General features: G+C 67.2%; 19 protein-coding genes. 9 read left to right on the top strand and 10 right to left on the bottom strand.

The annotated features are described in order from the left end of the window. Positions 1-3 precede the first annotated feature (3 nt). Complete coding sequence (gene recG / locus H9Q09_RS02220) at positions 4-2,106, bottom strand: ATP-dependent DNA helicase RecG (RefSeq protein ID WP_187389705.1); 2,103 nt, start codon at positions 2,104-2,106, stop codon at positions 4-6. Positions 2,107-2,200: 94 nt separating this feature from the next. On the opposite strand from recG, the gene H9Q09_RS02215 reads away from it, so the two are divergent. From H9Q09_RS02215 to H9Q09_RS02205, 3 genes are all read left to right on the top strand, one after another. After that, a complete protein-coding gene (locus H9Q09_RS02215; RefSeq protein ID WP_187389704.1) occupies positions 2,201-2,497 on the top strand; it encodes a succinate dehydrogenase assembly factor 2 in 297 nt (98 codons plus the stop codon). After that, positions 2,494-6,000 carry a transcription-repair coupling factor gene (gene mfd / locus H9Q09_RS02210; RefSeq protein ID WP_187389703.1) on the top strand — a complete coding sequence of 1,169 codons (3,507 nt, stop codon included), beginning with the start codon at positions 2,494-2,496 and terminating at the stop codon, positions 5,998-6,000. The genes H9Q09_RS02215 and mfd overlap by 4 nt, the downstream gene beginning before the upstream one ends. Positions 6,001-6,160: 160 nt before the next feature. Further along, positions 6,161-6,853, top strand: a complete 693-nt coding sequence (locus H9Q09_RS02205; protein ID WP_187389702.1) for a hypothetical protein — start codon at positions 6,161-6,163, stop codon at positions 6,851-6,853. Positions 6,854-6,898: 45 nt separating this feature from the next. On the opposite strand, the gene H9Q09_RS02200 is transcribed toward H9Q09_RS02205, so the two are convergent. Beyond that, positions 6,899-8,632, bottom strand: a complete 1,734-nt coding sequence (locus H9Q09_RS02200) for an extracellular solute-binding protein (protein ID WP_210315191.1) — start codon at positions 8,630-8,632, stop codon at positions 6,899-6,901. Positions 8,633-8,933: 301 nt separating this feature from the next. Here H9Q09_RS02200 and H9Q09_RS02195 point away from each other — a divergent pair, with 301 nt between their 5' ends. Beyond that, entirely contained in the window at positions 8,934-9,614 is a 681-nt protein-coding gene (locus tag H9Q09_RS02195; RefSeq protein ID WP_228240552.1) for an invasion associated locus B family protein, read from the top strand. Positions 9,615-9,732: 118 nt separating this feature from the next. Here H9Q09_RS02195 and hspQ read toward each other — a convergent pair whose 3' ends face one another. Further along, positions 9,733-10,056 (bottom strand): heat shock protein HspQ, encoded by a 324-nt coding sequence (gene hspQ, locus H9Q09_RS02190; protein ID WP_009209558.1) that lies wholly within the window; start codon positions 10,054-10,056, stop codon positions 9,733-9,735. A gap of 122 nt (positions 10,057-10,178) precedes the next feature. Here hspQ and H9Q09_RS02185 point away from each other — a divergent pair, with 122 nt between their 5' ends. After that, a complete protein-coding gene (locus tag H9Q09_RS02185; protein ID WP_187389701.1) occupies positions 10,179-11,144 on the top strand; it encodes an AEC family transporter in 966 nt (321 codons plus the stop codon). Here H9Q09_RS02185 and H9Q09_RS02180 read toward each other — a convergent pair. After that, on the bottom strand, positions 11,109-12,317 hold the full coding sequence (locus tag H9Q09_RS02180; RefSeq protein ID WP_187389700.1) for a UbiH/UbiF family hydroxylase: 1,209 nt from the start codon (positions 12,315-12,317) through the stop codon (positions 11,109-11,111). The two genes, H9Q09_RS02185 and H9Q09_RS02180, sit on opposite strands and share 36 nt — an antisense overlap. Positions 12,318-12,476: 159 nt before the next feature. Between H9Q09_RS02180 and pcsA the strand changes: the two genes are divergently transcribed. Together pcsA and H9Q09_RS02170 are read left to right on the top strand one after the other, a co-directional pair. Then, entirely contained in the window at positions 12,477-13,190 is a 714-nt protein-coding gene (gene pcsA / locus H9Q09_RS02175) for a phosphatidylcholine synthase (RefSeq protein WP_187389699.1), read from the top strand. A 23-nt stretch (positions 13,191-13,213) separates the two neighbouring features. Then, positions 13,214-14,188 carry a quinone oxidoreductase gene (locus tag H9Q09_RS02170; RefSeq protein ID WP_187389698.1) on the top strand — a complete coding sequence of 325 codons (975 nt, stop codon included), beginning with the start codon at positions 13,214-13,216 and terminating at the stop codon, positions 14,186-14,188. Between the two features lie 54 nt (positions 14,189-14,242). On the opposite strand, the gene H9Q09_RS02165 is transcribed toward H9Q09_RS02170, so the two are convergent. From H9Q09_RS02165 to H9Q09_RS02140, 6 genes are all read right to left on the bottom strand, one after another. Further along, the gene (locus H9Q09_RS02165; protein ID WP_187389697.1) at positions 14,243-14,671 is read right to left on the bottom strand and encodes an HD domain-containing protein; all 429 of its coding nucleotides are present in this window, start codon (positions 14,669-14,671) and stop codon (positions 14,243-14,245) included. Between the two features lie 223 nt (positions 14,672-14,894). Further along, positions 14,895-15,320: a DUF6691 family protein gene (locus tag H9Q09_RS02160; RefSeq protein WP_187389696.1), complete on the bottom strand. Its 426-nt coding sequence runs from the start codon at positions 15,318-15,320 to the stop codon at positions 14,895-14,897. Between the two features lie 11 nt (positions 15,321-15,331). Further along, positions 15,332-15,766 (bottom strand): YeeE/YedE thiosulfate transporter family protein, encoded by a 435-nt coding sequence (locus H9Q09_RS02155; RefSeq protein WP_187389695.1) that lies wholly within the window; start codon positions 15,764-15,766, stop codon positions 15,332-15,334. 43 nt (positions 15,767-15,809) lie between these two features. Continuing rightward, complete coding sequence (locus tag H9Q09_RS02150) at positions 15,810-16,598, bottom strand: sulfite exporter TauE/SafE family protein (RefSeq protein ID WP_187389694.1); 789 nt, start codon at positions 16,596-16,598, stop codon at positions 15,810-15,812. 102 nt (positions 16,599-16,700) lie between these two features. Next, a complete protein-coding gene (locus H9Q09_RS02145) occupies positions 16,701-17,078 on the bottom strand; it encodes a rhodanese-like domain-containing protein (RefSeq protein WP_228240952.1) in 378 nt (125 codons plus the stop codon). An 11-nt stretch (positions 17,079-17,089) separates the two neighbouring features. After that, entirely contained in the window at positions 17,090-17,983 is an 894-nt protein-coding gene (locus tag H9Q09_RS02140; RefSeq protein WP_187389693.1) for an MBL fold metallo-hydrolase, read from the bottom strand. A gap of 180 nt (positions 17,984-18,163) precedes the next feature. Between H9Q09_RS02140 and H9Q09_RS02135 the strand changes: the two genes are divergently transcribed. After that, positions 18,164-18,475 (top strand): metalloregulator ArsR/SmtB family transcription factor, encoded by a 312-nt coding sequence (locus H9Q09_RS02135; protein WP_187389692.1) that lies wholly within the window; start codon positions 18,164-18,166, stop codon positions 18,473-18,475. A gap of 151 nt (positions 18,476-18,626) precedes the next feature. After that, positions 18,627-19,886, top strand: coding sequence for a PQQ-dependent sugar dehydrogenase (locus tag H9Q09_RS02130; RefSeq protein ID WP_246715962.1), 1,260 nt, complete (start codon positions 18,627-18,629; stop codon positions 19,884-19,886). Positions 19,887-20,008 lie beyond the last annotated feature (122 nt).

The following is a 20,008-nucleotide window of genomic DNA, read 5'->3' as shown; positions in this document are numbered from 1 at the left end:
GCCTCAGCCGGAGCGCAGCAGGCGGATCGCCTCGTCCTTGCCGAACAGATAGAGCAGCGCCCGCAGCGCCTCGCCGCGCGGCGAGGTCAGCTCCGGGTCGCGGGTGAGGATCATCCGCGCGTCGTCGCGCGCGACCTCCATCAGCCGCGCATGGTGTTCCATCGAGGCAATGCGGAAATAGGGCATGCCGGATTGCTGGGTGCCGAGCAGGTCGCCTTCGCCGCGCAGCTTCAGATCCTCCTCGGCGATGCGGAAGCCGTCCTCGGTCTCGCGCATGACCTTGATGCGGGCGCTGGCGGTCTCGCCGAGCGGGGCGCGGTAGAGAAGCACGCAGGACGAGGCCTTCGATCCACGCCCGACCCGGCCGCGGAGCTGGTGGAGCTGCGACAGGCCGAAACGCTCGGCATGCTCGATGACGATGATGGTCGCGTCCGGCACGTCCACCCCGACCTCGATGACCGTGGTGGCGACGACGAGCTGGGTGCGCCCCGCCTTGAAGTCGGCCATGGCGGCGTCCTTCTCCTCGCCGCTCATGCGGCCATGGACGAGGCCGATCCGGTCGCCGAAGTGCGCCTGGAGCTGGCGGAAGCGCTCCTCCGCCGCCATCAGGTCGCTCTTTTCTGATTCCTCGACCAGCGGACACACCCAGTAGAGCCGTTCGCCGGCATCCATCGCACTGCCGGCTCGCCCGACGATGTCGGAAAGGCGCTCCATCGGCACGGCGACGGTGGTGATCGGCTTGCGCCCCGCCGGCTTGCCGCTCAGCCGCGACACATCCATGTCGCCGAAGGCCGCGAGAACGAGGGTGCGCGGGATCGGCGTGGCGGTCATCACCAGGAGGTCGGCGCCGCGTCCCTTGGCTGTAAGGCTGAGGCGCTGGTGGACGCCGAAGCGGTGCTGCTCGTCGACGACGACGAGGCCGAGATCGGCATAGTCGACGCCTTCCTGGAAGAGCGCATGGGTGCCGGCGACGATTTGCACCTCGCCGGCGGCGATGGCGGCGAGCTTGGCAGCACGGGCCCGGCCGGTGTCGCGGCCGGTCAGCAGCACGATCGACAGCCCGGCCGCCTCGCAGAGTTTCGACAGGCCGTCGTGATGCTGGCGGGCGAGGATCTCGGTCGGGGCAAGCAGGGCCGACTGGGCGCCGGCTTCGGCCGCCGCGGCCATCGCCATCAGCGCAACGACGGTCTTGCCGGACCCGACGTCGCCCTGCAGCAGCCGCAGCATGCGGTCCGGCGCGGCCATGTCGGTGTGGATCTCGGCGATCGCCGCTTCCTGCCCCTCCGTGAGCGTGAAGGGCAGGGCCGCGCGCAGGAGCCCGGCCATCCGCCCGGTCCCGACGAGCGGCCGTCCGCGGGCCTTCTTCATGCGCTGGCGCGACAAGGCGAGGGCGAGCTGGCTGGCGAGATATTCGTCATAGGCGAGGCGCGACCACGCCGCGCCCGCCCGGGCGATGTCGGTCTCGTCCTCCGGATCGTGCAGCCGGCGGAGCGCGCTGCCGATGTCCGGATAGCTTTCGCGGGCAACGACTGCCGGATCGATCCATTCGTCGAGCGTCGGCAGCCGGTCCAGCGTCTGGGCGATCGCCTTGCGCAAAAGCTTGGGCGAGAGGCCGGCAGTCATCGGATAGACCGGCTCGACCAGCGACAGGGTCTCGGCTTCTTCGAGGGTGGCGACGAAGTCGGGATGGACCATGGACGGGCGGCCGTTGAACCACTCGACCCGCCCCGAGACGATCATCGTCTCGCCGACCGGCAGCAGCTTTTCCAGCCAGGCCGACTGGCCGCGGAAATAGGTGAGGGCGATCTCGCCGGTCTCGTCCTGGGCAAAGACGCGGTAGGGCACCGATTTCTGCCCGCGGCCCGGTGCCTGGTGGCGGTCGATGCGGACCGTCAGGGTGACGATGCCGCCCTCGGGGGCCGTGGCGATCTCGGCGCGCTTGCGGCGATCGATCAGCCCGCTCGGCAGATGGAACAGGAGATCGCGCACCCGCACCTCGGAGCCATTGCCGACGAGCAGGGTCTGCAACTGGGCCGCGACTTTCGGTCCCACGCCTTCCAGCGTGGTGACGGCGGCAAACAGCGGATCGAGGATCGAAGGGCGCATCGGGCGGCAGGTTTAGCCGCATGGATGCCGATGGCAAGGCTGACAGGCCCGAACGCTCCCTATATAGAGGCCGAATTCACAAAACGGGTTTGCCATGACTGGTATGCAGCGCTCCTCGAGCGATCTCGATGTCCGCCGCCGCAAGGCGTTGTTCCGCTCGTGGCATCGGGGCATCCGCGAGATGGACCTGGTGCTGGGCCGGTTCGCGGATGCGGAGATCGACAAGCTCACCGATGACGAGCTCACCGAGTACGAGCAGCTGATGGAAGCGCCGGACCGCGACCTGTTCCAGTGGCTGACCGGCGAAGCGCCGACCCCGCCGAATCACGACACGCCGGTCTTCCGCCGCATCCGCGACTTCTACAGCACCGGCTGGGAGGATCAGCCATGAGCCTGCCTCCGTCGCTGAAGAAGGCGATCGAGAAGGGTGCCGGTGTCGAGATCGGCAACGTCATCGACGGCTATGAGGCGTTCCTGCTCGCCGACATCGTGCGTCTGCGCGGCGGCAAGACGCCGGTGGTCTTCGTCATGCGCGACGGCAACCGCGTCGCGGCACTGGAAGACGCGCTGCGCTTCGTTGCGCCCGATCTGCCGGTTCTGACCCTGCCGGCCTGGGACTGCCTGCCCTATGACCGCGTCGGCCCGTCGGGCGATGCGGCGGCGCGGCGTCTGTCGGCGATGACAGCGATCAATGCGCTGCGCCTGGCGCCGCACCGGGCGCTGATCCTGACGACGGCCAATGCGCTGCTGCAGAAGATGCCGCCGGCGGACGTGCTGGCCGAGGAGATGATTGCCGCCAAGGCGGGACATCGCATCGCCATGGAAGACATCGTCCGCGCCCTGCAGCGGGGCGGCTTCGAGCGGGTAGCGACCGTGCGCGAACGTGGCGAGTTCGCCGTGCGCGGCGGTATCCTCGACCTGTTCGCGCCCGGCGAGGAAGAGCCGGTGCGGCTCGACTTCTTCGGTGACACGCTGGAGACGATCCGCGCCTTCGATCCGGCCAGCCAGCGCACCATCCGGCAGCTCAAGAGCTTCGAACTGGCGCCGGTCTCCGAGGTGACGCTCCGCGAGGAGACGATCAGCCGGTTCCGGGGCAATTACGTCAAGCGCTTCGGCGCGCCGCTGCGCTCGGATGCGCTCTATTCCTCGATCAGCGAGGGCAAGCGCTTCTCCGGCATGGAGCACTGGCTGCCGCTGTTCTACGAGAAACTCGACACGCTGTTCGACTATTGCGCCGGGTTCCCGATGGTCCTCGACCATCTGACACTGGAATCGGTGGCCGAGCGACGCACGACGATCGAGGATCATTACGACGCCCGCAAGCGCGGCGCCGGCGAATCCAGCGCCGAAGCCGTGCCCTACAATCCGGTCGAACCGGACGATCTCTATCTGTCGCAGGACGAACTGGCGGGCGGCATCGCCAGCAGCGACCCGATCCGCCTGTCGGCCTATGCGGCGAGCGACGCGGCCAACCACGCCGTGTTCAACATCGACATCACCCGCGGCCGCAGTTTCGCGGCCGAGCGCGCCAGCGGCGACGTCAACGTCTTCCAGGCGGCGGTCGACCACATCGGAAGGCTGCGCGCCGGCGGCAAGCGGGTCGTGCTCGCGGCCTGGACCGAGGGGTCGCGCGAGCGCCTGACCCAGGTCGTCGAAGAGCACGGGCTGGAGAACATCAAGGCCGCCGACAGCCTGAAGAAGGTCAACGAGGCGCCGAAGAACCTCGTCATGACGGCGGTGCTGGGCGTCGAGGCCGGCTTCGAGACCCCCGATCTCGCCATTGTCGGCGAGCAGGACATCCTGGGCGACCGCCTGGTGCGTCGTGGCCGCAAGAAGCGCGCCGCCAATTTCATCGCCGAGGCCTCGGGCCTCGACGAGGGCGACATCGTCGTCCATGTCGACCACGGCATTGGCCGCTTCGTCGGCCTGAAGACGATCGAGGCGGCCGGTGCGCCGCATGATTGCCTGGAGCTGCGCTACCAAGGCGACGACCGCCTGTTCCTGCCGGTCGAGAATATCGAGCTTCTGTCGCGCTATGGCGGCAAGGGCTCCGAGGCGATGCTGGACAAGCTGGGCGGCGGCGCCTGGCAGGCCCGCAAGGCCAAGCTGAAGAAGCAGCTTCTGGAGATGGCCGACGGTCTGATCCGCATCGCGGCGGCCCGGCAGATGCGCGGCGCCCCGCGGCTGCTGCCGCCGGAAGGGCTGTGGGACGAGTTCGCCGCCCGCTTCCCCTATGAGGAGACCGAGGACCAGCTCAACGCCATCGACGCGGTCGCCGACGATCTGGCGGCCGGGCGTCCGATGGACCGGCTGATCTGCGGCGATGTCGGCTTCGGCAAGACTGAGGTGGCGCTGCGCTCGGCCTTCATCGGCGCGATGAACGGGCTGCAGGTGGCCGTGGTGGTGCCGACGACGCTGCTGGCACGCCAGCACTACAAGACCTTCTCCGAGCGCTTCCGCGGCCTGCCGCTGAACGTGGCGCAGGCCTCGCGGCTGGTCTCCTCCAAGGAGCTCTCGCAGACCAAGAAAGGTCTCACCGACGGAACCGTCGACATCGTCGTCGGCACCCATGCGCTGCTCGGCAAGGCGGTCGACTTCAAGAATCTCGGCCTGCTGATCATCGACGAGGAGCAGCATTTCGGCGTCAAGCACAAGGAGCGGCTGAAGGAGCTGAAGTCGGACGTCCACGTCCTGACCCTGTCGGCAACGCCGATCCCGCGCACCCTGCAGTTGGCGCTGACCGGCGTGCGGGAATTGTCGCTGATCACCACGGCGCCGGTCGACCGCATGGCGGTGCGCACCTTCGTGTCGCCCTTCGACCCGCTGGTGGTGCGCGAGACCCTGCTGCGCGAGCGCTATCGCGGCGGCCAGAGCTTCTATGTCTGCCCGCGGGTCTCCGACCTCGCCGACGTGAAGGCCTTTCTCGACGCCGAGGTGCCGGAGTTGAAGGTGGCCGTGGCGCACGGCCAGATGGCGGCGACCGAGCTCGACGACATCATGAACGCCTTCTACGAGGGCCAGTACGACGTGCTGCTGTCGACGACGATCGTCGAATCGGGCCTCGACATCCCGTCGGCCAACACGATGATCGTGCACCGCGCCGACATGTTCGGCCTGTCGCAGCTCTACCAGCTGCGCGGCCGCGTCGGCCGGTCCAAGGTCCGCGCCTATGCGCTCCTGACGATCCCGGCGAACAAGACGCCGACCAAGGGCGCCGACCGTCGCCTGAAGGTGCTGCAGTCGCTGGACACGCTCGGGGCCGGATTCCAGCTCGCGTCCCACGATCTCGACCAGCGCGGCGCCGGCAACATCCTCGGCGACGAGCAATCCGGCCACGTCAAGGAAGTCGGCTTCGAGCTCTACCAGCAGATGCTGGAAGAGGCGGTGGCCGAGATGAAGGGCGAGGAGAGCGCCGGCGACGGCCAGTGGTCGCCGCAGATCGCACTGGGCACGTCGGTGATGATCCCCGAGAGCTACGTCCCGGACCTGCAGCTTCGCATGACGCTGTACCGGCGCATCGCCGATCTCTCGGACGCGCGCGAGATCGACGCCTTCGGCGCCGAGATGATCGACCGCTTCGGGCCGATGCCGACGGAAGTGGAGCATCTGTTGAAGGTGGTCTTCATCAAGTCGCTGTGCCGCAAGGCGAATATCGAGAAGCTCGATTCGGGGCCGAAGGGCCTGGTGGTCACCTTCCGCGACAAGAGCTTCCCCAATCCGGGCGCGCTGGTGCGCTATATTTCGGAGCAGGGCGCCTCGGCCAAGATCCGCGCCGACCAGTCGGTGGTGCTGATCCGCGACTGGCCCACACCGGAGAAGCGGCTGAACGGGGCGGCAACCATCGCCACCCAGCTCGCGCGCTTTGCCGAAGAGGGGCAGAAGAAGGCCGCCTGAGGGCGGTCTTCCCGTGGCTCTGCACAACTCCGGCGGCGCTTCAGCCGCTGGGGAGCCTACTCACAATTTTGCCGCGAGACTGTCCTTCAAGCGAGCCATGTCTCGCTTCCCCGCCTCATCACCTCGGCTGCGGCCGATCCGCCTTCTGACATCGGCCCTCATGGTGGTTGCCGTCTCCGGCGCCGTGCCGGCGCAGGCTCAGATGGTCGACGCCGATGCGGTGACGCTGCGGACCATCGAGGGCCGCCTCAACGAGGCCGGCATCTGTACGCCGCTGGCATTCGATCTGAGGGTCGTCTCGGCGCTCGTCGGCATCCCGATCCCCAGCTTCATTCCCATCGACACCAATCTGCGCTGGAACCAGAGCCGCCACACCGTGACCCGGTTTGCGTCGACGCCGACCGAGGTGCGGCTGGATTTCGAGATGGGCTGTCAGCCGGGCAGCAACGGTGCGGTGCTCGAGTTCATCGGCCTTGAGCCAAAGGACGTGCGGCTGGCGGATGCGGTCGCCTGTGCCGGCGCACGGGCCGGCGACGGCAGCCTGGAGACCCTCGTGTGCACGCCGGAGGGCCGGATCGGCCGGTTCCTGTCGAAGACGATGATGGGGCTGTCGGCGAAGGTCGGTCGGCTGCTGCCGATGAACCTCGCGGTGCCGGTCAGCGAGGTCGTGGCGCCCTTCGGTCCGACGCGGCCGGCGGATGCGGCGACGACAGCTCCGGCCGCCGCGGATCCGCTGGCGGAACCAGATTCACCGCCTGTGGTGCCGGAGGGGCCTGATCAGTTGCCGGCTGCTGAGGCCGGCGCCCCAGAGCCCGTAATGGACAACGAGGCGACCGAGACCGAGCCCCGCTGATCGCTTGACGCTCTGGCCGGCTGTCTCGACGGACAGCCGGCGTCGCTATTCGACGCTGGCCGGATCGCGCCAGAAGGCCGGCAGCTGATAGCCGTAGAGCGGTGTCGTCTCGGGATGCTGGATGAACTTCCAGCGCGCCAGCCATTGTTCCGGCAGATGGAACAGCGGCAGGACGTAATAGCCGGAGATCAGCAGCCGGTCGTAGGCCCGCACCGCCGTCACGAAGTCTTCGCGCGAGCGCGCCCCGACGATCTCGCCGATCATGGTGTCGAGCGCCGGATCGGCGGCGCCGGCATAGTTGAACGTGCCGGGTAGATCGCGCGACACCGAACCCCAGCGATAGACCTGTTCGGCACCCGGCGAGAGCGATGCCGAATAGGTGGCGAGGATCATGTCGTAGTCATAGGCGTTCTTGCGCGCCTGATACTGGGCATCGTCCACCTGCCGGATGGTGGCCTGGATGCCGACCCGGTCGAGGGACCGCTTGTAGGCCAGGGCGATGCGCTCCTGTTCCGACGACTGGACGAGGATCTCGAAGGCGAGGGGCTTGCCGTCGGGGCCGATCAGCGAGCGCCCCTCGAACTGGTAGCCGGCATCGCGCAGGGCCGACACGGCCGCCTGCAGCGCCTTCCGGTCGCTGCCGCTGCCATCGGTCTGCATCGGCGCGTAGCTGCCGTCCAGGACCTCCGGATCGACCGCGTCGACATGGTCCCCGAGAAGCGTCCGCTCCTCGTCGGAGGCTGGCCTGCCGAAGCTCGACAGTTCCGAATTCTGGAAGAAGCTGCCGGTACGCGCATAGGCGTCGTAGAAGAGGTTGTGGTTCGCCCATTCGAAATCGAACAGCATCGACAGGCCCTTGCGGACCGCGCGGTCGGCAAAGACGTCACGGCGGGTGTTGAAGACGAAGCCGAGCATGTTGGAGGGGGCGCCGGAGGTGAAGCTCTCCAGCACCACGTCGCCCCTCGTCACCGCCGGGAAGTCATAGGCGGTGCGCCAGTGGTTCGGGTCGCCCTCGATATAGACGTGAGACAGGCCCTTCTTGAAGGCCTCGAACTGGGCGTTGGCGTCGCGGAAATACTCGATCGCGATGGTCTCGTAATTGTCGAAGCCCTGCTTCACCGGCAGGTCCTTGCCCCAATAGTCGGGGTTCTTGCGATAGACGATGCGCTGGCCGGGCTCGACCGTGTCGATCACGTAGGGACCCGAGCCGATCACCGGCACCAGCGTCGTCTGCTCGAAGGTGTCGCGGTCGAAGGCGTGTTCGGGCAGGACCGGCAGGCCCGAGATCAGCATCGGCGTCTCGCGGTCGGCCGTGTCGTCGAAGGTGAAGCGGACGCCGTTCTCGCCGATCTTCTCGATCTCGACCGCCGGGCGCAGCCAGTTGGCGTACATCGGGCGGCCGTGCTCGCGCAGCATCTCGACGGTGAAGAGAACGTCCTCCGGGCGCACGGGCTTGCCGTCCGAGAAGGTCGCTTCGGGATTGAGCTGGAACTCGACGAAGCTGCGCGCGTCGTCGGTCTCGATGGTCTCGGCCAGGAGACCGTACATGGTGAAGGGCTCGTCCATCGAGCGCTGCATCAGCGGCTCGAAGACGAGATTGCCGAACTGCTTGTCGAACCAGAGCCCACGGGCCGTGGTCAGCGCACCGCGGACGATGACGGGGTTCAGATTGTCGAAGGTGCCGAAGACGCCGTAACGCATGGTGCCGCCCTGCGGCGCGTCCGAATTGGCGTAGGGCAGATGTTCGAAATCCGCCGGCAAGGCCGGGTCACCCTGCATGGCGATGGCATGGGCCGGTTCGGCAATGGCCGGTGACGTGGCGCCGAGCGCGACCGCGATGCAGAACGGGGCGAGAAGCGCGCTGAGGCCTGTGGCGGCAGAAATGATCCGCATACGGTTCGATCGACTCCTGAAGTTCTGTAGGGCCGCGATTCTAGCGGGAAAGCATCAGCTTGCCTACCGGCGGGACGCGCGGCTCATTCGGCCGGGAGTCTTCAAACTGCCGTATTTGCGAAAGAGGTCGGGCCTCGTTAAGGAACGCATGTTTCCGCACCATTCATGCCGAAAGGAATTGAGGCCTGTGACGCACCGTCTGATGAACGCCACCACCGGGATGCTCGCCGCCGGGCTGCTCGGATTTGCGACGCTCGGCGCCGGCGTATCCGGCGCGATCGCCCAAACCGCTGCTCCTTCGGGGGCCGCCCCCGCTGCCGGGCAGCGTCCGCAAGCCGTACCCGCCGAATGGTTCAAGGTCTGCTCGACCCAGGGCGAGAACGAGATCTGCAACACGCAGTACACGCTGATCGCCGACACGCGGCAGCTGATCACGGCCGTCAACCTGATCAACGTCAAAGGCAAGGTGAACCAGAAGGTTCTCCAGGCCGTGGTCCCGACCGGCCGGGTGATCCCCGCCGGCGTGCAGGTGAAGGTCGACGACAAGGCACCGCAGACGCTCAACTATTCGGTCTGCTTCCAGGACCGCTGCATCGCCGAGGCTGAGCTGACCGATGCGATGGTCGCCTCGATGAAGGCCGGCAAGCAGATGAACGTCACCTCGATCAACTTCCAGCGCCAGGCCAATCCGGTTCCGATCACGCTGTCGGGCTTCACGGATGCCTATGACGGCGCGCCGAAGGCCCAGCCGGAACTGGCCCAGCGCCAGCAGGAGCTCAACGAGGCCCTGCAGAAGCAGGCCGAGGAGCGCCGCAAGAAGTTCGAGGAAGCGCAGAACGCAGCCAAGAGCGGCGCCGCCGCCCAGTAAGGCTCTCGCGACTGTAGCCAGACATGCAGACGGCGGCCCTTGGGCCGCCGTCTTGCGTTTTGACGTCAGTGTCGGCGCCGCTGCTGCCGGATGGTCCGGACAGCCGGCTCGGCGGGCGTCAGTTCCGGTGGGCGCCCTTCAGTTGATAGGCGCCGTCGACAGGGCCGTCGAACAATTCGCTGATCTGCGGATGCCGCACCGGGGTGCCGCTCTCGTCGGGCAGGAGGTTCTGCTCCGAGACATAGGCGATGTATTCGCTCTCGGCGTTCTCCGCGAATAGATGGTAGAAAGGCTGGTCCTTGCGCGGCCGCACGTCGGCGGGAATGGATTCGTACCACTCGTCGCTGTTGTCGAATTCCGGATCGACGTCGAAGATCACGCCGCGAAACGGAAATACGCGGTGCTTGACGACCTGTCCGATAAAGAAGCGAGCAGTTTGCATAGACGTGAAGTCTCCCTTAAGGCACGGGAAATAGCCAATCTGACCGGTGCAGCGCAAGCGCGCAGGTCCGGCCGAGACGAACGTCCCCGCATGTTTTCCAGTTTCACTGCCAGGCCGAGACCGTGATCGAGATCATCGGGCTCATCTCGCCATTCTTCGTCCTGATCGGCCTCGGCTTCGGGGCGGGACGAATCGTCGACAGGCCGCTCGAAGGCCTCGCCTGGCTGAACGTCTTCGTCATCTACATTGCGCTGCCGGCGCTGTTCTTCCAGCTTCTCGCACGCACGCCTGTCGAGAAACTGGCCAGCATCGGCTTCATCGCCGCGACGACCCTTGCGACCTTCGTCATCTTCGTCGTCGGCTTCGTCCTGGCGCTGGTGCGGTCCCGCGCCGACATCCCGGTCGCCACCATCCAGGGGCTGGCGGGCGCCTATGGCAATATCGGCTACATGGGGCCGGGGATCGCGATGGCCGCCTTCGGTCCGGCCGCCGCCGTGCCGGTGGCGCTGATCTTCTGCTTCGACAACATCCTGCATTTCGTCATAGCGCCGTTGATGATGGCGGTCGGCGGCGACCGCAGCCGGCCGACCAGCGTCGTGGCGCGGGAGGTGCTCGTGAAGATTTTCACCCACCCGTTCATCCTGGCGACGATCGTCGGCGTCGCGGCGGCCATCGTGCAGTTTCGCCCGCCCGAGCCGATCGAACGGCTGCTGGAGCTTCTGGCGAATGCCGCCGCGCCCTGCGCGCTCTTCGCCATGGGCGTGACCCTGGCGCTGCGTCCGCTGAAGCGCGTTCCCATGGAACTGAGCACGATCGTGCCGATGAAGCTCTTGGTGCAGCCGGTGGTCGCCTGGCTGCTCCTAGGCGTCTTCGGGGATTTCGACCCGATCTGGGTGCAGACCGCGATCCTCCTGGCCTGCCTGCCGACCGCCACCAACGTCTTCGTCATGGCGCAGCAATACGGGGTCTGGGTCGAGCGCGCCTCGGCCACGGTGCTGGTGACCACCGTCCTGTCGGTGGGGACGGTGACGCTGCTGCTGTTCCTCTTGTCCTCAGGTCTCGTGCCGACCGATCCGTTCCCGCAGTGAGCGGGGAATGCCGGTCAGGCCGGCGCCGGGGCTGAGACCCTCGCGCATGGCGAACTGGCGCAGGAGCGGCAGGGCGCGCATGGCGCCGAGCCCGACCGAGCGGGCCATCTGGCTGGGCAGGAAATCGGCCAGCAGCGACCGGTTGAGAAGATCGACACCGATGGTGCGCGAACGCACGTCCGAGCGCCGCGAGGCGTCGTAGCGCAGGAGCGTGACCTGTGCGCCGGGATCGTCGCGGCTCTCGCAGGCGAGGCGCACGATGTCCTCGCAATCGCGCAGCCCGAGATTGAGCCCCTGCGCGCCGATCGGCGGAAACACATGGGCGGCTTCCCCGACCAGCGCCAACCGGTCGCCGGTGAAGCGATCCACCGAGGCGCCGGAGAGCGGAAAGCGCTGGATCGGCTCCTCCACAGTGACCTCGCCGAGGATCGACTGCATCCGGTCCTCGATCATCCGCGACAGCTTGTCGGGCGCAAGCTCGGCATAGAGCTCGGCGAGCTTCGGCTCCTCCACCCAGACGAGCGACGAGTGCCGGCCCGGTAGCGGCACCTGGGTGAACGGGCCGGAGCGGGTATGGAACTCCGTCGAGATCGACCGATGGTCGATCCGGTGGCCGAAATTCAGGACGATGGCGCTTTGCGGGTAGGACCATTCGCGCAGGCCGACGCCGGCGGCTTCGCGCATCGGCGAGCGACGGCCATCGGCGGCGACGACGAGATCGACGGCCAGGCTGCTGCCGTCGGCCAGTTCGACGACGGCGCGCTCGCCCTCGATGCGGTAGCTGCGCGCGACCGTGTCGCGACGCTCGAGTTGCGGTGCGTCCGCCGCCTGTGCCTGCAACGCGGCCAGGAGATCGCTGTTGAGAACGTTGTAGCCGAAGGCCGACAGGCCGATCTCGCTGGCGCGGAACTCGACGGTCGGCGCCCGCAGCAGCCGGCGGGTGTCGTCGATCAACCGCATCACGGCGAGCGGCTCGGCCTTGCTGCCCAGCGCCTCGAAGATTCCGAGATCGGACAGGAAGGCGACCGAGCGGCCGATCAGCGCCGTGCTCCGCCGGTCCGCCGGTGCGTCCGGCGCGACCAGCACCGTGTCGAAGCCGGCCTTTGCCAGCGCGAGCGCGGTGGCGGTGCCGGCCAGTCCGCCGCCGATGACGGCTATTTCTCTACGTTCCATGCCTGCGGTCCAGATCCGGTGCCAGATGCGGCCAAAAACCGCCGATCGAGGCCGTTGTCGTTCGTTTCGCTTGGAATTCGCACATACGCCCGTTACAGCGGATGACAATGGCCGCGTGCTGCGGCACGCCGCCATGCGACGAATCGATCCGGACATTTGATGGCAGACGCAGTCAGAAATATCGACAAGTGGCGCGCTTTCGGCGTGCATCTCCTGACCGCCAGCGGCGCCTTCCTGGCGTTCATGTCGCTGATCGCCGCCGGGGAGGGGCGCTGGGTGGCCATGTTCGGCTGGCTGGGCCTGGCGCTGTTCGTCGACGGCATCGACGGGCCGATGGCGCGCAAGATCGAGATCAAGCGGATCCTGCCGAACTGGTCCGGCGACGTGCTCGACGCGGTGATCGACTATGCGACCTTCGTGATGATCCCCGCGGTCGGGCTCTATCTGTCCGGCCTGATCGGTGAGCCATGGTCCGGCGTCGCGGCGGCGCTGATCGTGATCTCCAGCGCGATCTACTACGCCGACACGCGCATGAAGACGAAGGCCAATTACTTCCGCGGCTTTCCCGTCGCGTGGAACATGGTGGTCTTCACCTTCTTCGCGGTGCAGCCGAGCCAGGCGGTCGCCTTCGGCTTCGTCGTCCTGTGCACCGTGGCAACGTTCCTGCCCATCCAGTTCCTGCATCCGGTGCGCGTCGCGCGGCTGCGCCTCGTCAATCTGTCGATCTTCGCGGTCTGGTCGGTGCTGGGCCTGATCGCCCTGTTCAACAATTTCGCCAGTCCGGACTGGGTGCGCTGGGGACTTGTGCTCAGCGGCCTCTATCTGTTCGCCATCGGCGGCGTCGTCCAGCTTCTGGATCGCAAACGCCGCTGAGCGAACGCATCAGGGAGACAGGGATGAGCAAGGCGATCATGGTCCACGAGGTGGGCGGACCGGACGTGATGAAGTGGGAAGAGCACGATCCCGGCCGGCCGGGTGAGGGCGAGGTCCGGGTCCGGCAGACGGCCGCGGGCGTCAACTTCATCGACGTCTATTTCCGGACCGGCGTCTACAAGGCGCCGCAGATGCCCTTCGCTCTCGGCAAGGAGGGCGCCGGCGTCGTCACCGCCGTCGGGCCCGGTACGGACCGGTTCAAGGTCGGCGACCGCATTGCCTATAACGGCGTTGCCGGCAGCTATGCCGAAGAGGTCGTGGTCGCGGCGGACAAGGCCGTGAAGATCCCCGACACGATCGACGACCACACCGCGGCGGCGATCATGCTGAAGGGCATGACGGCGGAATATCTCCTGCGCCGGACGTTCAAGGTCGGACCGGAGACGGTGCTGCTGTTCCATGCCGCCGCCGGCGGGGTGGGCCTGATCGCCGGCCAGTGGGCCAAGCATCTGGGCGCGACGGTGATCGGCACGGCCGGGTCGCCGGAGAAATGCGAACTCGCGCTGCAGAACGGCTACGATCACGTCATCAACTACCGCGACGCGGATTTCGTCGAGAAGGTCCGCGAGATCACCGACGGCCGCAAATGCGACGTGGTCTATGATTCCGTCGGCAAGGACACGTTCCCCGGCAGCCTCGACTGCCTGAAGGCACGCGGCCTGTGGGTGAGCTTCGGCCAGTCCTCGGGCAACGTCCCGCCGTTCGACATCGGAATCCTGAACCAGAAGGGCTCGCTCTTCGCCACCCGGCCGAGCCTGTTCGGCTACAACACCAGCCGCGACGAGCTCGACGCCTCGGCGAAGGCGCTGTTCGACGTGGTCGGATCGGGTGCGGTGAGGATCACCATCGGCCAGACCTATCCGGTCGCAGAAGCCGCTCAGGCGCATCGCGATCTGGAAGCGCGCAAGACCACCGGGGCGACCATCCTGACGATGTGATGGGCACGGAGCTCTTCCGCCGGTCGGTTCAGGCCGGCGGAAGAGCTCGCGGCATCAGGGCGCGTCGCCGAGAACGATGGCGCGCGCCTCGGCATATTTCCCGAGGCGGCGTTCGTCGTCTTCGGTCACCGTGCCCAGGCGGGTCCGGTCGGAATTGTCGGCCAGATCAGCCAGCTTGACGATGCGCGCCAGATCATTGTCCCGGGCGCGCCGGACCGCGTCGAAATAATCCTCGTCTTCGCGGTGCGTGAGTGCGTCGACGGCATCCACGACGGCATCCGAAAATCCTTCCTGGCGCAGCCCCTCCAGCGTCCAGTCGCTGTCCTCCACGACGTAGTGGAGCAGTGCGACGATCTTGGCCTGCTCGCCGGTGACCGTGTCACAGACCCGCAGCGGATGGGTGATGTAATCGGCGCCGGCCTTGTCGACCTGCCCGGCATGGGCACTCTCGGCAATGGCGCGGGCCCGCTCGATCGTTGCCATGGGTACACTCTCCACGCCTGCCGCGGGGACGCGGCAGGTCTCGTTGCTGCAAAGAAAAAGGCAGTTGGAAAGGGGGGAGGACCCCTTCCAACTGCCTTACTGCAATCAGCGGCGCGGGAAGATTTGGGAGGGAGAACGTGCCGCCGATATCTGACCAATGCACGCGAACAGATTCCGATCCTTCGCCAGGCCCGACTTTTTGTAGCCGTCTATTGTTCCGCACTCAGTGCCGGGCGTTCCGCCGGTTCGCGACAAGCGTCGCGATGACCATGCCGGCCAGCATCATCGGCAGGAAGACCAGCGTTCCCGGCGCGCCGAGGACCAGTGTAGTCCAGGCCGGACCCGGACAGAAACCGCCGATGCCCCAGCCAATGCCGAAGATCGCCGCTCCGACGACGAGATTGCGATCGATGTCGCTCCGTGTCGGAAGCTGGAACTCCGAGAGGAGATAAGGGTGGCCGCGCGGCAGGACGATCCGGTAGCCGATGAAGGTGGTCAGCGCGGCGCCGCCCATGACGAAGGCGAGGCTCGGATCCCAGGTGCCTGCGACATCGAGGAAGTTCAGGACCTTGGCGGGGTCGGACATGCCGGCGACGATGAGGCCGACGCCGAAGAGCAGGCCTGCGAGAAAGCCGAAGAGAGGGCGCATGATGATCCTCCTCAAACGAGGTGACGCAGGACGAAGACCGTCCCGGCGGCGAAGGCCATGAAGGTGGCGACGGCAACCAGCGAGCGGCCGGACAGGCGGGCCAGCCCGCAGACGCCGTGGCCGCTGGTGCAGCCCGAACCGGTGACGGTGCCGTAACCGACGAGGAGGCCGGCAATGCCCATGGCGACGAGGCTGGTCGGCACGGTCTGGGCGACGGGTTCGCCGCTGACCATGAAGACGAGCAGCGGTGCGGCGACGAGGCCGAGAATGAAGGCCAGACGCCAGATCCAGTCGTCACGGCGACCGGGAAGCGCCCCGGCGGTGATCCCGGCAATGCCGGCGATGCGTCCGAACAGCGCCATGACCATCACGGCGGACAGGCCGATCAGGACGCCGCCGGCGAGCGACGCGAAGGGCGTATAGGGGGTGATGGTCTCGAGCGGCACGGATCGGCTCCTCAGGTTGGGTGGCGTGGGGGCCGGGAAGCGGTCAGGCGAGAAAGGCCAGTCCGCTCTTCACCAGCATGTAGATGGCGACCAGCATGATGAGGCCGGCGAAGGCGATATCGAGCGCCGCTTTGCGGCCGGACAGCCAGCGCGCGATGTAGGCGCCGGCAACGCCGCCGGCGAGGCCGCCCGCAATGAAGACCAGCGCCAGCGGCCAGTCGACATAGCCGGACAGGGCGTAGTTCAACGCCGTCGTCAGTCCGAAGGCGGTGATCGCGACAAGTGACGTGCCGATGGCGTTCAGCATCGTCATGCCCGTCGCGGCGACGAGGCTCGGCACAATCAGGAAGCCGCCGCCGATCCCGAAGAAGCCGGAGAACGCCCCCGTTCCGGCGCCATAGCCGACCACCTTCGGTGCGTTCTGCCGGTTGCACTCGATATCGTGGTCACCGCCATGGCCGCGGTGGCGGAACATCATGACGCCGACCCCGATCATCAGAAGGGCGAAGGCGAAGAGCAGTTGCTCGCCATCGATCAGCTTGCCGAGGGTCGATCCGGCGAGCGCCCCGACGATGCCAGCCGCGCTGTAGACGAAGGCACAGCGCCATTTCACATGGCCAAGCCGGGCATGGGTGACGAGATTGCCGGCGGCGTTCGCGGCCACGGCGAAGGCGCTGGTCCCGATCGCCATATGGGCGCCGGGCACGCCGACAAGATAGACCATGAGCGGGACGGCGAGGATCGACCCGCCACCGCCGAACAGCCCGAGCGACAGCCCGACCAGCGAACCGGAGAAGGCGCCGAGGAGATACTGGACGAGGGTGAGGGTCATGGCGAAGGGCTCGATGGGCGCGGGGGCCGCGCGGGCGCTGGCGGGCGGTGATCATGGGTCCGCCGGACGTTCATCCGTCCGGCGGACCTGGCCGGCTGTCGCTCAGTCCTTGAGCGGCAGGCCGCAATCGCACCAGGACTTCAGCCCGCCCTCGATCGGCTTGGCCTCGTAGCCCATCTCGGTCAGCGTCTTGGCGGCAAGCGCGGCGCGGGCGCCGGACGCGCAGAGCACGTAGACGGGCGTCTCGCCACCATGGGCCCTGGTCAGCGGCGGATGGGCGCTCTGCGCCGTCGGATCGGCCTTGGCTTCCAGAAAGCCGCGCGGGATATGAACGGCGTCGGCGACCTCGCCGCTCTCGGCCAGTTCATGGGCCTCGCGCACGTCGAGGATCACGCCGCCCGAGGCATGGGCCTCGGTCGGCGCAATGGTTCCGGTGGCGGCCTTCGCATCGGCGACATAGTCCTGCATGGTCTTGTGCATAACGGGGCTCCTCAGAAACGGTTGGCCGGGATCTTGAAATAATGGTTGCCGTCGCTCTCGGCAGGCGGCAGGCGTCCGCCGCGCAGATTGACCTGCAAGGCGTGCAGCATCCGGTCGGGCAGATCGAGCGTGGCATCGCGCGTGTCGCGTGTCTCGACAAATTCGGCTTCGCTCGTTCCGTCACCGACATGGGCGTTGTCGCGGCGGTGCTCGTCCACCGTCGCTTCCCACTGGATCTCGTCGCGGGAGTCGGTGCCATAGTCGTGGCCGACAAAGAGGCGCGTGTCGCCGGGCAGCGACAGGATCTCGCGGATGCTCGCCCACAGCGTGCGGGACGAACCGCCAGGGAAGTCGGCGCGGCTTGAGCCCATGTCGGGGTACATCAGTGTGTCGTGGACGAAAGCCGCGTCGCCGACGACATAGGTGATCGAGCCCAGCGTATGGCCGGGGGACAGCATCACGCGGACGTCGATGTTGCCGATGGTGAAGGTGTCGCCGTCATTCCAGAGCCGGTCGAAGTCGCGGGCGGGGTCGAAGGCCTCGGGCAGATTGTAGAGGCCGCGCCACAACTCGGCGATCTCGATGACCTTGCTGCCGATGGCGGTCGGCGCACCGAGCTTCTCCTTCAGATAGGCGGAGGCCATCATGTGGTCGGCGTGGGGATGGGTGTCGAGAATCCACTCGATCTCGAGGCCCTCCCGCGCGACATGGGCGAGGATCTCGTCGGCGCTCTCGGTCGAGGTCCGGGCCTCGGCAGGATTGAAGTTCAGAACGACGTCGATCAGAGCGGCCTTGCGCGTCGCCGGATCGGCACAGACATACTGAACGGAGCCGGTATCCTCTTCGTAGAATCCCCAGATGTCCGGGGAGCCTGCGCCGCGAGATGGGCTGTGTCGGGTCAACATGCGGACGTCTCCTCTAGCGTCTTGTGGTCGGGCCGTGGCACGGGGCGATGGCCGTACGGGCCGTGCCCGACCGTATTGAAATGAGGCAAATCGCTTTGGGTTTCGCCGTTGCCAGTGTATATATGCGCCATGCCTAAATTAGACAAGCCTAATATTGAGATTCCGGACGGGCGATCGCCGATGGCGCGGGCGCTCGACGAAAAGGCCGCGGACGTCGCCGCCATGCTGTCGCTGATGGCGAACCCGCATCGGTTGCGCATCCTGTGCCGCCTGGCGGAAGGCGAAGCGTCGGTCGGGGCGCTCGGGCAGGAGGCGGGGCTGAGCCAATCGGCGCTGTCGCAGCATCTGGCCCGGCTGCGTACGGGCGGACTCGTCACCACGCGGCGGGAAGCCCAGACGATTTTCTATTCGCTGGCGAATGACGAGACCCGCGCGATCATGGAGGCGATGTACCGCGTCTTCTGCGCACCCGAGTTCGACCAGGCGGGCTGACAGCGACGCCCAAATAACCGGCGCGCCGGATCTGACCTCATCACGTTCATATCATTCACCGATCGCGATGGTTGCAGGCCTTGCCGCGAGGTCCAGATCCTCGGGCAACGGGCCGCGGAACCGCGGCCTTCTGCCAGTATCGGAGGTTTTCATGCGCCATTTCGCAATCGTTCTCGCCACCACCACCATGCTCTCCGGGGGGCAGGCGCTGGCGCAAAGCGGCGACTCGTCCGCCAGTGGCGATGCCTCCACGCGGCCGCCAGTCGCGACCGGGGCGCCGCATGGCGCTGACCAGTCGCCGGCCTTCGAGGGTCAGACCCGGGCGCCACAGCCGGCGACCGACGTCGCGGTGACGACGGAGATCGTCGCCGACGATCTGCCGAAGCTCTGGTCGATGGAATTCCTGGCCGATGGCCGCATGCTCGTCGCGGCCAAGGACGGCGCGATGCATATCGTCGGCACCGACGGCAATGTCGGTGAGCCGGTGGCCGGCGTGCCCGATGTCGACGCGCGCGGGCAGGGTGGTCTCCTGGATATCGCACTGGCGCCCGACTTCGCCGACAGCCGGACGATCTTCTTCTCCTTCTCCGAACCACGCGATGGCGGTGTGAACGGCACCAGCGTGGCGGCGGCCGAACTGCGCACCGACGACGCGGGTTCGGGCACGCTCGAAAATGTCCGCGTGATCTTCCGGCAGACGCCGGGCTATGCCGGCACCAAGCATTTCGGCTCGCGCCTCGCCTTCGCGCCGAATGGTGACCTTTTCGTCACCGTCGGCGAGCGCTCCGACACGCCGATCCGCGATCAGGCGCAGGATGTCACCTCCGGTCTCGGCAAGATCTTCCGCATCCGCCCGGACGGCTCGCCCGCCGACGGCAGCCCGTTCGTCGATGCGGCCGACGCGCTGCCGGAGATCTGGTCCTACGGGCACCGCAACCTGCAATCGGCAGTGGTCGACGATGCGGGCCAGCTCTGGACGGTGGAACACGGTCCGAAGGGCGGCGACGAACTGAACCGGCCGGAGCAGGGACTCAATTACGGCTGGCCGGTCATCACCTACGGCATCGACTACAGCGGCGCCCCGATCGGCGAGGGCATCACCGCGCAGGATGGCATGGAGCAGCCGGTCTATTACTGGGACCCGGTGATCGGCCCATCCGGCATGGCGCAGTATCAGGGCGACGAATTCCCCGAATGGCAGGGCGCTCTTCTGATCGGCGGTCTGGTGAGCCAGGGCCTCGTCGTGCTGCAGATCGAGGAAGGCCGGGTGGCGACCGAGGCGCGGGTTCCGCTCGACGCCCGTATCCGTGACGTGAAGGTCGGGCCGGACGGCGCCGTCTACGCGGTCACCGAGACGCGCCGCGGCGGCTCCAGCTCGATCCTGCGGCTGACTGCCGGTCAGGGCGGCTGAGCCGAGCCAACTGCCACTGGGGGCAAGGCGCCGACGCGCCTCGTCTCGTCCCATGCAGAACGGACTGCCAAACGTAAAACGGGCCGCCTCCGAAGGAAGCGGCCCGTTCTAGTTTGATGATG

Source organism: Aurantimonas sp. DM33-3 (assembly GCF_014334315.1).
Taxonomy (GTDB): Bacteria; Pseudomonadota; Alphaproteobacteria; order Rhizobiales; family Rhizobiaceae; genus Aurantimonas; species Aurantimonas coralicida.
Note: the sequence above shows the minus strand (reverse complement) of the source record. Positions and strands in the feature narration are given on the sequence as shown.

What these genes read in the sequence shown, in the direction of transcription:
- recG (WP_187389705.1), bottom strand. Translation starts at nt 2,106, where the DNA reads ATGCGCCCTTCGATCCTCGATCCGCTGTTTGCCGCCGTCACCACGCTG.
- H9Q09_RS02215 (WP_187389704.1), top strand. Translation starts at nt 2,201, where the DNA reads ATGACTGGTATGCAGCGCTCCTCGAGCGATCTCGATGTCCGCCGCCGC.
- mfd (WP_187389703.1), top strand. Translation starts at nt 2,494, where the DNA reads ATGAGCCTGCCTCCGTCGCTGAAGAAGGCGATCGAGAAGGGTGCCGGT.
- H9Q09_RS02205 (WP_187389702.1), top strand. Translation starts at nt 6,161, where the DNA reads ATGGTGGTTGCCGTCTCCGGCGCCGTGCCGGCGCAGGCTCAGATGGTC.
- H9Q09_RS02200 (WP_210315191.1), bottom strand. Translation starts at nt 8,632, where the DNA reads ATGCAGGGTGACCCGGCCTTGCCGGCGGATTTCGAACATCTGCCCTAC.
- hspQ (WP_009209558.1), bottom strand. Translation starts at nt 10,056, where the DNA reads ATGCAAACTGCTCGCTTCTTTATCGGACAGGTCGTCAAGCACCGCGTA.
- H9Q09_RS02180 (WP_187389700.1), bottom strand. Translation starts at nt 12,317, where the DNA reads ATGGAACGTAGAGAAATAGCCGTCATCGGCGGCGGACTGGCCGGCACC.
- pcsA (WP_187389699.1), top strand. Translation starts at nt 12,477, where the DNA reads ATGGCAGACGCAGTCAGAAATATCGACAAGTGGCGCGCTTTCGGCGTG.
- H9Q09_RS02170 (WP_187389698.1), top strand. Translation starts at nt 13,214, where the DNA reads ATGAGCAAGGCGATCATGGTCCACGAGGTGGGCGGACCGGACGTGATG.
- H9Q09_RS02165 (WP_187389697.1), bottom strand. Translation starts at nt 14,671, where the DNA reads ATGGCAACGATCGAGCGGGCCCGCGCCATTGCCGAGAGTGCCCATGCC.
- H9Q09_RS02160 (WP_187389696.1), bottom strand. Translation starts at nt 15,320, where the DNA reads ATGCGCCCTCTCTTCGGCTTTCTCGCAGGCCTGCTCTTCGGCGTCGGC.
- H9Q09_RS02150 (WP_187389694.1), bottom strand. Translation starts at nt 16,598, where the DNA reads ATGACCCTCACCCTCGTCCAGTATCTCCTCGGCGCCTTCTCCGGTTCG.
- H9Q09_RS02145 (WP_228240952.1), bottom strand. Translation starts at nt 17,078, where the DNA reads ATGCACAAGACCATGCAGGACTATGTCGCCGATGCGAAGGCCGCCACC.
- H9Q09_RS02140 (WP_187389693.1), bottom strand. Translation starts at nt 17,983, where the DNA reads ATGTTGACCCGACACAGCCCATCTCGCGGCGCAGGCTCCCCGGACATC.
- H9Q09_RS02135 (WP_187389692.1), top strand. Translation starts at nt 18,164, where the DNA reads ATGGCGCGGGCGCTCGACGAAAAGGCCGCGGACGTCGCCGCCATGCTG.
- H9Q09_RS02130 (WP_246715962.1), top strand. Translation starts at nt 18,627, where the DNA reads ATGCGCCATTTCGCAATCGTTCTCGCCACCACCACCATGCTCTCCGGG.